Genomic DNA, 13,446 nt, shown 5'->3' with positions numbered 1-13,446 from the left:
GATGAGGCCGCCCCGACGATCCGAGGCGGCGACGGGGAGAGATTACGGGGTCACGCCCTTTTTTAACAGGATATTGCCGTACTTGGCACGCTCTCCTGTGATAACGATCGCAAACGCTTGCTGTGCGCGCTGATAGAAGGCGAAGCGATCGATGCGAGTCACCGGTTGTGCCGGGAGGTCGCCGAACAGAGCCGTCAGGTAGCGCGCTTCAACGGCCGGATCGAGCGAGTCACCCTCGACCGCCGCCATCATCACTAACGGTGGGGCATAGCTATCCAACTCGAATAGCGGGATGATCGCCGCCAACAGATCGCTGACGCTCAGCCCGTCGGCACGGATCACCTGCGGCCCCATGGCGTGGGCCGGAAAGTGGGCGTCGGTGAAGATGATCTCGTCGCCGTGGCCCATCTCGGCCAGGGTTTTTAGCAGTTGCGGCGAGATCAGCGGAGAGATGTTCTTCAGCATGCGTGACTCCTGATGGACGAGGGCGCGCACTGCGACTGATAGTACGCGCGCTGTTCGCCCGGAATGTAATCGTGATAGGTAAAGGTAACGGCGTCGCGCGCCTGCTCCGCCGAGGCGTAGTAGCCTGCGCCGCTCCAGGCAAATAGGGCGGCGCCGAGGACCGTGGTCTCGGCGTTGGCCAGCACGCGCACCGGGATGTCGAGGATGTCGGCCTTGATCTGGTTCCACAGGGCGTTACGGCTGCCGCCGCCGACCAGCAGTAGGCTCTGCGCGTGGAAGCCTCCCAGCGTCTGCAGGGTGTGCAGGTTGTGACGCAGTTGCCAGCCGAGGCTTTCTAGCGCGGCACGGTAGAAGTGGCCGCGCCCGCTATGCAGACTCACGCCCTGCCAGCCGGCCTGACCGTCGGCTTGGAGTAGTTGGCTGTTCATGCGTAGCCCGTCGCAACCAGGGGCGACGGCGGCGGCCTCGGCAATCATCCGGGCATAGGCCTCTTGGCGTGGTACGTCATGCCAGTAGAGCTGGCGGATCCACTCCAATACCCCCGATGCCAACCATTGCAGGCCGGGATTGAATAGGCCTGGGCAGCTATCCAGCTCACAGGTGGAGCCCGCGTGGCGCGGCAGCAGGGCAGTGTTGACCTGGGGAGTGCGCACCATCAAGATTTCCCAGGTGCCGGAGGAGAGCACCGGTTGTTCCTGTCCGGCGCCAGAGCCAAACAGGGCGAACTGGGTATCGTGTCCGGCGGCGATCACCGGGATGCCCGCCGGTAGGCCGAGTCGTTGCGCCATGCTCGGCAGTAGTTGGCCGATGCGTTCGCCAGCGGCGACCATGCGTGGGAACAGATCGGTGCGTAGCCCGGTGCTGCGCAGGATGGTATCGCTGAACACCTCCTGGCGTACATCCAGTAGCTGGCTGGTCCCGGCCATGGTGCGGTCGGTGGTGAATTCACCGGTCAGGCGCTGGTTGATCAGTGATGAGATAAACAGCCAGGCGTGCGCCTTTTCCAGTAGCTCTGGGTGGTGATGCTTGAACCACAGCAGCTTGTACAGCGTATTGAAACTGAACTGACCGATACCGGAGAGGGTTTGCAGTGCCTCTGGCGAGATGTAGCGATCGATGCCAGCCATCTCCTCGGCGGTGCGCGGGCACTTCCAACTGATCACCGGGTAGAGTAGTTCGCCGTGACGATCGACTAAGGCGCCGTCGACCCCGAAGGTGGTGACGGTTAGCGCGTGGATGCGCGTCTGGGCCAGTTGGGGCGCGATCTGGCGGCAGCAGTCGGCGAAGCGTTGCAGAATGGCCTCTAACGACCAGACATGCCAGCGTGCGTCCTCATCACCGGCCTGACTGGCGTTAGCCTGTGAAGCCTGGGCGACCACGTTGCCGTGGGGATCGACGGCGATGGCGCGCACGTTGGTGGCGCCGCAGTCCAGGACCAAAACAACATCATGAGTCATACCGCCTCCTTGGCAAAAGGTGGGCGGCATGACGCCGCCCGGTTACATCAGGCACGCTTGTACAGCGGGCCGTAGTTCTGGCAGGCGCGGTAGTCCTGGCCTTCACTGTCCATACCGTGGGCTGCCCAGGCGGAGGGACGATAGATGGCGTCGTCGGCGACGTTATGCATGCATACTGGGATACGCAGCATCGACGCCAGGGTGATCAGGTCGGCGCCGACGTGACCGATGGTCAGTACCCCATGGTTGGCACCCCAGTTGGCCATCACCGAGTAGACGTCTTTGAACGGGCCTTCGCCGGTCAGGCGCGGCACGAACCAGGTGGTGGGCCAGGTGGCGTTGGTACGGTTATCCAGGATGTCATGCATCTCCTCGGGCAGCTCGACACTCCAGCCTTCGGCGATCTGCAATACCGGGCCGACACCTTTGATCAGGTTGACGCGGCTCATGGTGAACGGCACGCCGCCACGGGTGAGGAAGCGCGAGGAGAAGCCGCCACCACGGAAGTATTCGTGGATGGCTGGGCACCATTCGGTGGCCGCCAGGCAGGCGTCGGCTTCCTGTTGGCTGATCTGCCAGTGCGGCTTGATGGTCGGCTGTCCTGCGGCATCCTGCTGACGGCAGGTGCCGTCGAGGGCGGCGGAGCCGGAGTTGATCAGGTGGATGATGCCGTGCTCGGCCAGCCCCTGTAGCGGTTGACCGGTGACGCGTTCGACCGCCTGCGGTGACCAGTAGGTGCGTACATCGGCGAAGACTTGGGCGGTACCGGTCAGCATGTGGCCGAACAGCATGGCCACCCCGTTGAGGCTGTCGTTTTCGGTGGCCACCACCAGCGGACGACGCACACCATTCCAGTCGAAGGCGCTGTTGAGCAACGCCTCGGCGGTATCGCCGTTGGGGTATTGATCGGTCCAGTGACGCTGGCCCTGGAAGCCAGCCGCCACGGCGTTATAGCCCAGCGCCTCCTCCTGCCAGCCCAGCTCGGCCAGCTTCGGGTTGCCCTGCATCATGTCGCGGATGCAGATGGCCATCAGCAGACTTTCACGCAGTACGCGGCGGCTATCCTCGGGGGAGCGGCGATACTGCTCGGCGTTGAGATCCGGGCCATAGCGGAAGTGGTGGTCGGCCCAGTCGAGCGCCAGCGCCAGCTCCTCCGGGTCATAGATCTGTTGATCGATACGGCGACGCAGTTCCGTCATGTCGACGGCCTGTACCTTCATGCCCAGCCAGGATTCGAAGAAGTCGTGGTCGACGATCGAGCCGGCGATGCCCATCGATACGCCGCCCAGCGACAGGTAACTCTTGCCCTTGATCCCGGCGACGGCCAGCCCGGCGCGGGCGAAGCGCAACAATTTCTCCTGTACGTCGGCCGGGATGCCTTCGTCGTCGCTGTCCTGCACGTCATGACCATAGATGGAGAAGGCGGGGATCCCTTTCTGGCTGTGAGCGGCCAAGGCGGCCGCCAGATAGACGGCGCCCGGGCGCTCGGTACCATTGAAGCCCCAGATGGCCTTCGGACGCATCGGATCCATATCGATGGTCTCGCTACCATAGCACCAGCAGGGGGTGACGGTGATGGTCAGACCGACGTTATGGCGGCTGAACTTATCTTCACAGGCGGCCGCCTCGGCCATGCCGGCGATACAGCTATCGGCGATGACGCACTCGACCTCGGCACCGCACGGGTGGCGGAGCTGCTCACTGATCAGGCGTGCGGTGGCCTGTGCCATCGCCATGGTCTGCGCCTCGAGAGACTCACGGACGCCCATACGGCGGCCATCGATGGCCGGACGGATACCAATCTTGGGCAGATTATGTTGCTTGTTCATGCAGTTACCTCGTAGTAATCGGTTAGTGCTTAATATTGGGCCGGCATCGCCTTGGGGATGCCGGGCGAATCGGTACGCCGGGCTTAAGCCTTATGGCCTTTGAAGCCAAAGTGGATCAGGTAGATGAAGCCCAGCAGCGGGATGAGGAAGGCCATACGGATGCCTGCCATATCGGAGATCTGGCCCATCAGGGCGGTCAGTACCGCGCCGCCGAGAATCGCCATGATCAGGCAGCTGCCGCCGAATTGGGTGTCTTTACCCAGACCATGAACCGACAGGCCGAAGATGGTCGGGAACATTAGCGACATGCAAGCGGAGACCGCCACCAGGCCATAGACCCCGGCGATACCGCCGACGAACATCACTAACATCAGGCTGACAGAGGCCAGGCTGGCCAGCAGGCCGAGCAGGATGGCCGGTGAGACGAACTTCATCATGGCGGTACAGACGAAACGGAAGGCGGAGAATAAGACGATGGAGAGCAACAGGTAGCTGGAGGCCTCGGCTTCGTTGCCGCCGACTTCGGCCATCACATAACGAATGGTGTAGGACCAGCAACCAATCTGGGCGCCAACATAGAAGAACTGGCCGATCACGCCGCGGACGAAGTAGCCCTTACTGAGCAGGCGGCTAAAGCTCTCCTTCAATGAGCCATCGCTGGCGCTGCTGTCGTGGGCGACGGGCATGCGGGTAAAGGCGATGGCCAGCCAGACCATGATGATCACCAGGGCGACCACCACATAGGGGCCCATCACGGCGGAGAGTTCGGCGGACTGGATAGAGGCCAGGGCATCGGGATCCATGATGGCACGTTCGGCGTCGCTGGCCGGGTTGAGTTGCGCCAGGATGTAGAACTTGCCGATCAACACGCCGGTGATGGAGCCGATGGGGTTAAAGGATTGTGCCAAGTTGAGGCGGCGTGTGGCCGTCTCTTGCGGCCCCATCGCGATGATGTAAGGGTTGGCGCTGGTCTCCAGGATGGACAGCCCGCCCGCCAGGATGAACAGGGCCATCAAGAAGGGGCCATAGGCCATAATCTGGCTGGCCGGGTAGAACAGCAGCGCACCGCTACAGAATAAACCGAGGCCCAGCAACACGCCCGCCTTGTAGCTGAAACGTTTGATGAAGAGGGCGGCGGGCAGCGCCAGGCAGAAGTAGGCGCCGTAGAACGCGGTCTGTACCAGGCCAGACTGCATATCGGTGAGGGTAAAGACCTTACGGAACTGCGCGATCAGCACATCCGTCATATTATTGGCCAGTCCCCATAACGCAAAGCAGCTGGTTAATAGGATAAAAGGAAATAAGATCGTCTTTGGCACGACGGCAATACGGCTAGCCGCCGAGGCAATGTTTGTTGCGCTAGTGCTCTTGGTCGTAATATCGGACATGACTAACACTCCACATTTGTATCGGATAAGGGCGTTCTAATTATTAGGCGGCGATGAGGTTAATCGTCCGCTGTGGTGTAATCGGTATGGTTGCGCCGCGCCGGTTCCAGATGGACGGTATTGGTTAAGCCACGCTTATCTATGGCGCCGTGAATTGGCGAAATAGTGAGGCGAGACATGACCATAGTTTGAAGAGAGAGGGATTTTATACAAAATAGACTCCTGAGCGTTCGGAATATATTTAATAAATTAAAGTGAGCGATAGAGTAGACAATATTATTTCTCTGTTGATCCCGAGCGAAAGTGCCAAGGTTAGAGAATGGAGAAATAATACGTGCGCTTATTAGTGGCGAATTATGGCATAACACATGCGTGGCCGAAGTAGGCGATGTCAATGCGTTAGCATTATAACTCACTGATAATAAATCACATATACTCATGTCACCCTCGTCTCTTCTGGTGGGGGAGCGTATTCTCCTCGACCATCTGCATCGTTCATGGGTAGGCGGCATCCCTCCGCTAACAAATGCGCCCACATCATGCCCTGTTGCCGTAACGCAATGCTATTCTCAAAATAAAAAAGGTCTGAAAATATGAAACCAATCACATTTAATTCTTGTGGCTAGGGAAGTGTGAAGCGAGTCACCCTCTCGCTATTAAATAGATGACCGTTTGCGACAAGATTTAATTTAAATACACAGGAGGGATGACCGAATAGGCATTTTTTATTTAAAACGGGCAATTGTTAATAAATCAATGGGATTGCCCGTTTAGTCAGTGAATCGCTGAAACGGACATTTTTTCATGGCTTATTTATCGTGAATTTCGCTGCGAGAGGGAAATAGTCTTGAAGGCGGTCACAAAATAATGCCTAGCGGTTTCCTGCGACGATATTCAGGAGAAATATGAGTGGCAGACATCGAGAGAAATTAGCGCGACGGTCGCTGTAGCCCCCGTATCGAGCGGGCAGGCATGGGCAGCAGACGTGTTCGCCATCACCCTGAGAGAGGTTAACCATGGAAAGAGAAACACTGGCGCGTGCCATTATCGATACCTGCCTGGAGATGACGCGTCTTGGGCTGAATCAGGGCACGGCGGGTAACGTCAGCGTGCGTTACCGCGATGGCATGCTGATCACCCCGACCGGTATTCCTTATGAGCAACTGCGTAGCGAGCAGATCGTCTATGTCGATGGCGCGGGACACCATGAAGAGGGCAAGCTGCCCTCCAGCGAATGGCGCTTCCACTTGGCCGCCTATCAGGCACGTCCAGACGCCGATGCGGTGGTACACAACCACGCCATTCACTGCACCGCCGTCTCGATCCTGAACCGTCCGATCCCGGCGATCCACTACATGATTGCCGCCGCCGGAGGAAACACCATCCCCTGTGCCCCTTATGCCACCTTTGGTACTCAGGCTCTGTCGGAGTATGTCACCGAGGCGTTGAAGTATCGCAAGGCGACGCTGCTACAGCATCATGGCTTGATCGCCTGTGGCGAAAACCTGCAAAAGGCGTTGTGGCTGGCCCATGAGGTCGAGGTACTGGCTCAGTTGTATCTCACCACCCTGGCGATCGCCGATCCGGTACCGGTCCTGTCCGATGAGGAGATCGCGATAGTCTTGGAGAAATTTAAAACTTACGGCTTACGCATCGAAGAGTGAGGGGGAGAACATGGCACATCGTATGATCCTGAATGAGACCGCGTGGTTTGGCCGTGGCGCCATCGCCGAGTTACCGGGAGAGATCCAACGCCGTGGCTACCGTAAGGCGTTGATCGTCACCGATCGTACTCTGGTCGCTTGCGGCGCTGTCGCTCGCGTTACCGATCATCTGGATCGCGCCGGGTTGCCTTATGCCCTGTTCGACGGCGTGGTGCCCAACCCGACCATCCGGGTGGTGCAGCAGGGGCTGACGGTGTTTCGTGAGTGTGGCGCCGACTATCTGATCGCCATCGGTGGCGGATCGCCGCAGGATACCTGCAAGGCGATCGGCATCATCAGCAATAATCCCGCCTTTGAGGATGTGCGTAGCTTGGAAGGGCTATCGCCGACTACGCGTCCGAGCGTGCCGATCCTGGCCATACCGACTACCGCCGGCACCGCCGCCGAGGTGACCATCAACTACGTCATCACCGATGAGGAGCAACGACGTAAGTTTGTCTGTGTCGATCCTCATGATATTCCACAGGCGGCGTTTATCGATGCCGATATGATGGACGGCATGCCGCCCGCGTTGAAGGCGGCGACCGGGGTCGATGCCCTGACTCATGCCATCGAGGGCTATCTCACCCGCGGGGCCTGGGCGTTGACCGATGCCTTGCATCTCAAGGCGATCGAGCTGATCGGCGGTGCCTTACGTGATTCGGTGCGTGGCGATGCTGAGGCCGGAGCGACGATGGCCCTGGGACAGTATGTGGCGGGTATGGGCTTCTCCAACGTCGGTCTGGGACTGGTACATGGCATGGCGCATCCGTTGGGGGCGTTCTATAACACGCCGCATGGCGTGGCTAACGCGATCCTGCTGCCGCATGTCATGCGCTATAACGCCGCCGCCTGTGGCGAGAAGTTCCGCGATATCGCCCGGGCATTGGGCGTTGCCTGTGATGGCCTGAGTCTGGAGCAGGCGCAGATGGCGGCGGTCGATGCGGTCGAGGCACTGAATCGCGAGGTGGGCATTCCCCCCGCATTGCGCGAGGTCGGGGTGCGTGAGGAGGATATCGCGCAGTTGGCCGCGGCGGCACTGGCCGACGTGTGCACCGGCGGTAATCCGCGTAGTGTGACGCTGCAGGATATCGAGCAACTCTATCGTCAGGCTTACTAATCTTAAGCTAGACGTGCAATAAAACGGGGCGCCCTAGGGCGCCCCGTGGTTAGGCTTTTCACGCGTTAACGCGCCTTCAGCATCTGGGCGACCTGGAACAGACTGAAGGAGCTGAACAACATCTCAATGCCGACGATCATGGTCACCAGCAGGATGGAGTCTTGCGGTCCGGCGCTGATCAGCATCCAGGCGATGATCAGATCCAGCAGACCGATGACGACCTGTAGCCAACCGCCGCTGACGCCTTTGAGTTTAAAGCCCGCCACCAGGCGAGCGATCCCTCCCAGGGCAAACAGGGTGGCGACCAGGACGGCGACGGTGAATAGGCCGATCTGCGGGCTACGGATAAAGATGAAGCCCATCACCAAATAGGCGATACCCATCAAGACACCGCCGACCATCGGCCAGAAGTTATTGGTACGGTTGGCGATCATGCCGATGATCAGGCCGATACCACTCAACATCATGAGGATACCCAGCATGGCGCTGAGGGCATCGCCGGAGGAGAGTGGACGAAACAGGCAGAACATGCCGCCGAGCAGCAACAGCAGCGAGAGGATCACTAAGGCGATGCGTTGTTGTTTGAGAAAGCGTGGATCCAGTTGCAATAGACGGTTGCGATCGAAGTAAATCATGGTGACTCCCTAACCCGCCTAACGGGCGTTGCTAAGCACAGGGCCGCGGCGCCCCGCGTAATTGACCCGGCATCGTCCCAGCGACGACGGCAGGGTGACTCGATTTCCGTTCTCCGGAGTGCGGCGGCGAGCACCGACGCACCGCGAGACTCTACCTAGTAATAATCTATGATCGGGGCGGCTGCAAAAAATGGCCGTGATTAGTGACGCCCGGCTTCGTAACGATAGCTGAGCGTTGCGCTCTGCGCTCTGCGCAGGAGGATCGTCGAGGCGCGGGTGACTGGAACGTGTACTTTCCAGCGGGAGATGGCCGATAAAACGCCGCTTTTCTCCTATTTTACCGGCAGATGACGCTTTTTTACCCGAGCGGGGAGGCGAGACGTGGCTAACGGTTGCTGCCGTGACGATCACAGGCGTACACTGGCGCGCCGCCGCCCCGTACCGCGCAGGGACGACGACCGTAGGGATGTTCCCCCGTCATGTGCGCGGTGTCGTTTTTCCGAGTAATTCAGTATGATCGTTAGACCCCCGCAACACTGGTTCCGGCGCTTGTTCGTCTGGCACGGTTCGGTGTTGCCGAATATTCTTTTCCGACTCAGTCTTAATTTCATGGTCTCTTGTCTGGCGGTGTTGTGCTACCACTGGCATGAGGATTTCAATGTCAATCTGACCCTGGGGCCCTTCAGCCTGCTGGGGGTGGCGATCGCCATCTTCCTGGGTTTTCGCAACAACGCCAGTTACGCCCGCTTCATTGAGGCGCGGGTATTGTGGGGATCGTTGCTGATCACCACCCGCTCGTTGATGCGTCAGGCTATCAGCCTGATGCCGCATCCCGGGGGAGAGCACCGCCGCTTTGCCATGTTGCTGACCGCCTTTACCTATGCGTTGAAGCACCATCTCCGCCACGAACCGATGGCGATGGAGCTGACCCGGCTGCTACCCGCGCAAGACAAGGCGGCGGTCCTGGCGAGCTACTCCCCCTGCAACCGGCTGTTGCAACTGATGGGGCAGTGGCTGGGCGAGCAGCGTCGGCGCGGTTATTTGAGTGATATCGACTTCCAGACCATCGATACCAACCTCAACCAGCTGTCGGTGATTTTGGGGGGCTGTGAGCGTATCTCGAATACGCCGATCCCCTTCGCCTATAGCCTGATTGTCCATCGTACCGTCTATGTCTTCTGTGCCCTGCTGCCTTTCGCACTGGTTACCGATCTGCACTATATGACGCCGTTGGTCTCGGTATTTATCTCCTACACCTTCATCGCCCTGGATGCCCTGGCTGAAGAGCTGGAGGACCCGTTCGGTATCGAGGCCAATGATCTGCCGTTAAACGCCATGGCCCATACGGTAGAGTCTAACCTGCGCGATATGATCAACGATCATACCCACCTGGCGCGCGTCTGCCCCGATAGCCACTGTCGTCTCGACTAAAGGAAGAGCATCCTCCCTTAGCATCACGCTAGGGGAGGATGGCATCGTGGGGCGTGGACGCCGCTAGCGCTGAGTTCACCCTGAGAGCGTCGGCAGGAAGCGGGTTATCTTTAGCGTGGCGATGCGGTGTGAATAAAAAAAACGGGCAGAGTCGTCTGCCCGAAATGGTTTTTCTGATTATTTTTATAATGGTATCACCGGTGTGGCTTACTCGTTTCTCTCCTCGCCTACGTTCACCTCGGCGGCATCGAGCCGTACCAGCGCCAACAGCAATTGGCTGAGCGCGGCATAGAAGCCAAAGGGATCGTGTTGGCGACACAGCTCATCGAACTTGGGCAACCAAGCGAGCAGCAGCGTTAGCGTGCGCCGCCGCAACGATTCACCGTTATCTGATGACGTCGCCATCGACTCAAGGCTAGCGAAATGCAGATGACTGAGCAGCTCCAGGAAGATGGCCAGGTGATCCTCGGGCTCGGGGAAGTCGGCGCTGAGCTGCATTCCCGCTTGGCTCAACAGGTTATGCATTTCGTCACAAGCCGACTGGCAGAAACGCGCCGTCTCACCTTGATAGCAGGAGGCGTAGGGTAACGCCGCCCGCTTCTGCGAGAGGAGAAACAACCCGGCGAAGTCCGCCGCCAGTTCGAGGCGGGCATCGGGGCGAGTGGCCAACGCGTTTAGTGCCTGCTCCAGTGCGCTCACCGCCGGCGCGAGTGTCGGCTGTTGCGCCAACATATCGAGCCAGTCGTGGATCTCGGACGATTGAAGGCGCGCCAGCTGCGCCTCATCCTGTTCACGGGCGAACAGCCCAGCCAGCCAGGCGTATAAACAGGCGTAGTGCTGAGCCGTCAGCGGGCCGACGCTATTCATGCCTGAGCCTCCGCCTGCATCGGTACATAGTGGCATTGCGCGACCATCTCCTGCGGGCCATTAAAGGCGCTGACCGGCTCCAGCGGGCCTCGGTACTTCTCGATTTCGACGATAGCGGTATGGGCGCTGGTGGCTTGCGCCAGGCGCGATGAACCGATATCCAGCGTCAGCACGTTGGGATTGCCATACTTACACAATGCCCCGGCCACGCCGCCGCGATCCGGATCGTACCAGGCGCCTTCGTGGATGCGGATCACGCCTGGGACATAGCGGTCGGAGACCACGGCACCGGCCAGGACTTGACCGCGATCGTTGAATACCCGCACGACATCGCCGTTACGGATCCCACGCGCCTGGGCGTCCTGTGGGCTGATGAATACCGGTTCGCGTCCCGCCACGCTGTAGTGCGCCCGCAGCGTTTCCGACTCGCACAACTGGGAGTGTAGGCGGAAGTCGGGGTGTACCGATTGCAGGTGTAACGGGAAACGTGCCGATCCGGGGCCGCCGTGGGAGCGTTCCACTTTTTCGAACCACATCGGATGGCCCTGACAGTCACGGTAGTGCATGTCGGCGATACTTTTGGAGTAGATCTCGATCAGCCCACTCGGGGTGCCGAGCGGCTCCAGATCCGGATCTTCGCGGAATGCCTGATGGCGTACGAACATCTGCGGATCGCCGAACTCCACGTAACCGCTCTCGTTCCAGAAGGTGTCGAATGGCGGCAGGTGAATACCGCGCCCTTTCCCCTGTTGCGCCCCTTCCTGATAGATGCGCTTGATCCAGCCCATCTCATCCAGTCCTTCGCTGAATGCCTGCTCACGGTTAAAGCGCCGGCAGAGATCGCGGAAGATGTCGAAGTCATTGCGCGCTTCGAACTGTGGCGGAACCAGCTGCTTCATCGCCAGGATGCCGCGGTTAGAGTGGTTGCCGTACTGATCCAGGTCGTTACGTTCGAACTGGGTCGTCGCGGGTAATACGATGTCGGCGAAGCGGCAGGTGGAGGTCCATTGGTTATCAATGGCTACCACCGTTTCCAGCGTCTGCCAACCGGCGATCATCCGGTTGATCTGCTGATGACGATGGAACGGGTTGGTGCCGGCAAACACACACATCTTCAACGGCGGTAGTTTGACCTGCTTGCCGTTCCAGTCGATGGTCTTGCCCGGCTCCAGCATCGCGTCGATAAAGCGCGCGATAGGAATGGTGCTGCTGTAGCCACGGTAGTCGCTGTTATTGTGCAGCGGCGGCGTGTTGGTGGCGCCCGAGAAGCCGCTGAGGATGACCCCTTTGCGGCTCGGGGTACCGGCGCCGTTATAGTGCCAACCGAAGCCGAAGCCACCACCAGGCAGGCCGATCTGGCCCAGCATGGCGGCCAATACCACGATCATCCAGGCCCATTGCTCGCCGTGCTGCATGCGTTGGACGCACCAGCCCGCGATAATCTGAGTCCGGCCAGCGGCCATCTGGCGTGCCAGAGCACGGATGGTTTCGGCATCGATCCCGGTCAGCTTGGCCGCCCATTCGGCATCCTTCGGCTGGCCATCCTGCGTCCCCAGCAAGTAGGGCAGGAACTGGTCGAAGCCGACGGTGTAGTTGTCGAGGAAGTGGGCGTCGTACAGCCTCTCGCTATAGAGGGTATGGGCCAGCGCCAACTGCAACGGTACGTCGGTCTGGGGGTTGACGGCGAGGTGTTGCACCTTGTCGCGTCCCAGATAGTCGTGGGTCGAAGAGACCACCGTATCGATGCTGATCACGCGGATGGCGCCGCTGGCGACCTTCTCTTTCAACTGGGCATAGTATTGATAGACGTCGTGATCCGGGCACCACCAGTTGGCCTGTTGGTTTTTCACCAGATCCGAGCCCCACAACACGATGGTCTGGCTATTCTCCAGCACCAACGGCCAGGAGGTTTGCTGTTCGTAAACCTCCATCGAGCCGACGACGCGCGGCAGGATCACCTGCGCCGCCCCGGTGGAATAATCGCCGCCGGTGCCGACGTAGTTGCCGTGCAGCGCCAGCGCGCGGCCCATCATCCCGGCGGCGTTATGGAACATGCCGGTGGATTGCCAGCCGCTGCCGCTCAGCAGGGCGCTGGGGCCGTAAGTGGTCTGGATACGCTCCAACTCTTGGTAGAACAGATCCAGCGCCTCATCCCAGCTGACGCGTACGAAGCGGTTGTCGCCGCGCTGGCGGGTATCGCTGTTATGGCGTTTACGCATCCAGTCTATGCGTACCATTGGGTAGCGAATACGAGCGGTGTTATGCACGTGGTCTGGCAGTCCCGCGACCATCTTGGAGGGGTACTTATCCAGCTCGAACGGCTTGGCGGCGACGAAGCGCCCATCCACCACCGTGGCGCGGATGGCGCCCCAGTGGGAGCCGGTTAGGATCCCCTCCTGGGTGCCGGAGGCGGCGGTCGCCGTGGTTGCCCGCGCGTCGCGGGCAACCAGCAGGGAGGGGCCTAACAGGCCGAGGGCAGTCAGGCCGCCCAGCTGCGACAGAAAACGGCGGCGCGATACGCTGACACTTTCATTCTTGTTCATCGAGTCTC

10 protein-coding genes are annotated in these 13,446 nt (G+C 60.0%); 3 read left to right on the top strand and 7 right to left on the bottom strand.

Annotated features, from left to right (window positions below; translation table 11 throughout):
* Window positions 1-42: 42 nt before the first annotated feature.
* From fucU to fucP, 4 genes are all read right to left on the bottom strand, one after another.
* Window positions 43-465, bottom strand: coding sequence for an L-fucose mutarotase (fucU, locus tag DCL27_RS15100; protein WP_035598752.1), 423 nt, complete (start codon window positions 463-465; stop codon window positions 43-45).
* Window positions 459-1,922, bottom strand: a complete 1,464-nt coding sequence (fucK, locus tag DCL27_RS15095; protein WP_035598750.1) for an L-fuculokinase — start codon at window positions 1,920-1,922, stop codon at window positions 459-461. The genes fucU and fucK overlap by 7 nt, the downstream gene beginning before the upstream one ends.
* A gap of 47 nt (window positions 1,923-1,969) precedes the next feature.
* Complete coding sequence (gene fucI, locus DCL27_RS15090) at window positions 1,970-3,751, bottom strand: L-fucose isomerase (protein WP_035598748.1); 1,782 nt, start codon at window positions 3,749-3,751, stop codon at window positions 1,970-1,972.
* An 83-nt stretch (window positions 3,752-3,834) separates the two neighbouring features.
* Complete coding sequence (gene fucP, locus DCL27_RS15085; protein WP_005281019.1) at window positions 3,835-5,139, bottom strand: L-fucose:H+ symporter permease; 1,305 nt, start codon at window positions 5,137-5,139, stop codon at window positions 3,835-3,837.
* Window positions 5,140-6,155: 1,016 nt separating this feature from the next.
* Between fucP and fucA the strand changes: the two genes are divergently transcribed.
* The gene (gene fucA, locus DCL27_RS15080; protein WP_005281031.1) at window positions 6,156-6,803 is read left to right on the top strand and encodes an L-fuculose-phosphate aldolase; all 648 of its coding nucleotides are present in this window, start codon (window positions 6,156-6,158) and stop codon (window positions 6,801-6,803) included.
* 10 nt (window positions 6,804-6,813) lie between these two features.
* Window positions 6,814-7,962 (top strand): lactaldehyde reductase, encoded by a 1,149-nt coding sequence (gene fucO / locus DCL27_RS15075; protein ID WP_035598745.1) that lies wholly within the window; start codon window positions 6,814-6,816, stop codon window positions 7,960-7,962.
* A gap of 65 nt (window positions 7,963-8,027) precedes the next feature.
* Here the strand turns inward: fucO and DCL27_RS15070 are convergent, their stop codons facing one another.
* A complete protein-coding gene (locus DCL27_RS15070) occupies window positions 8,028-8,597 on the bottom strand; it encodes an HdeD family acid-resistance protein (protein ID WP_005281035.1) in 570 nt (189 codons plus the stop codon).
* Between the two features lie 513 nt (window positions 8,598-9,110).
* Here DCL27_RS15070 and DCL27_RS15065 point away from each other — a divergent pair.
* Complete coding sequence (locus tag DCL27_RS15065) at window positions 9,111-10,028, top strand: bestrophin family protein (protein WP_005281041.1); 918 nt, start codon at window positions 9,111-9,113, stop codon at window positions 10,026-10,028.
* Between the two features lie 207 nt (window positions 10,029-10,235).
* Here DCL27_RS15065 and torD read toward each other — a convergent pair whose 3' ends face one another.
* Window positions 10,236-10,895 carry a molecular chaperone TorD gene (gene torD / locus DCL27_RS15060; protein WP_035598742.1) on the bottom strand — a complete coding sequence of 220 codons (660 nt, stop codon included), beginning with the start codon at window positions 10,893-10,895 and terminating at the stop codon, window positions 10,236-10,238.
* Complete coding sequence (torA, locus tag DCL27_RS15055; RefSeq protein ID WP_035598739.1) at window positions 10,892-13,438, bottom strand: trimethylamine-N-oxide reductase TorA; 2,547 nt, start codon at window positions 13,436-13,438, stop codon at window positions 10,892-10,894. Before torA ends, torD begins: the two co-directional genes overlap by 4 nt.
* Window positions 13,439-13,446: the final 8 nt, after the last annotated feature.

It is taken from the genome of Edwardsiella tarda ATCC 15947 = NBRC 105688, from assembly GCF_003113495.2.
Classification (GTDB): domain Bacteria; phylum Pseudomonadota; class Gammaproteobacteria; order Enterobacterales; family Enterobacteriaceae; genus Edwardsiella; species Edwardsiella tarda.
This window is presented reverse-complemented; position numbering and strand designations above follow the sequence as displayed.

Coding starts and splice junctions, on each gene's coding strand:
- fucU (WP_035598752.1), bottom strand. CDS start 465: ATGCTGAAGAACATCTCTCCGCTGATCTCGCCGCAACTGCTAAAAACC.
- fucK (WP_035598750.1), bottom strand. CDS start 1,922: ATGACTCATGATGTTGTTTTGGTCCTGGACTGCGGCGCCACCAACGTG.
- fucI (WP_035598748.1), bottom strand. CDS start 3,751: ATGAACAAGCAACATAATCTGCCCAAGATTGGTATCCGTCCGGCCATC.
- fucP (WP_005281019.1), bottom strand. CDS start 5,139: ATGTCCGATATTACGACCAAGAGCACTAGCGCAACAAACATTGCCTCG.
- fucA (WP_005281031.1), top strand. CDS start 6,156: ATGGAAAGAGAAACACTGGCGCGTGCCATTATCGATACCTGCCTGGAG.
- fucO (WP_035598745.1), top strand. CDS start 6,814: ATGGCACATCGTATGATCCTGAATGAGACCGCGTGGTTTGGCCGTGGC.
- DCL27_RS15070 (WP_005281035.1), bottom strand. CDS start 8,597: ATGATTTACTTCGATCGCAACCGTCTATTGCAACTGGATCCACGCTTT.
- DCL27_RS15065 (WP_005281041.1), top strand. CDS start 9,111: ATGATCGTTAGACCCCCGCAACACTGGTTCCGGCGCTTGTTCGTCTGG.
- torD (WP_035598742.1), bottom strand. CDS start 10,895: ATGAATAGCGTCGGCCCGCTGACGGCTCAGCACTACGCCTGTTTATAC.
- torA (WP_035598739.1), bottom strand. CDS start 13,438: ATGAACAAGAATGAAAGTGTCAGCGTATCGCGCCGCCGTTTTCTGTCG.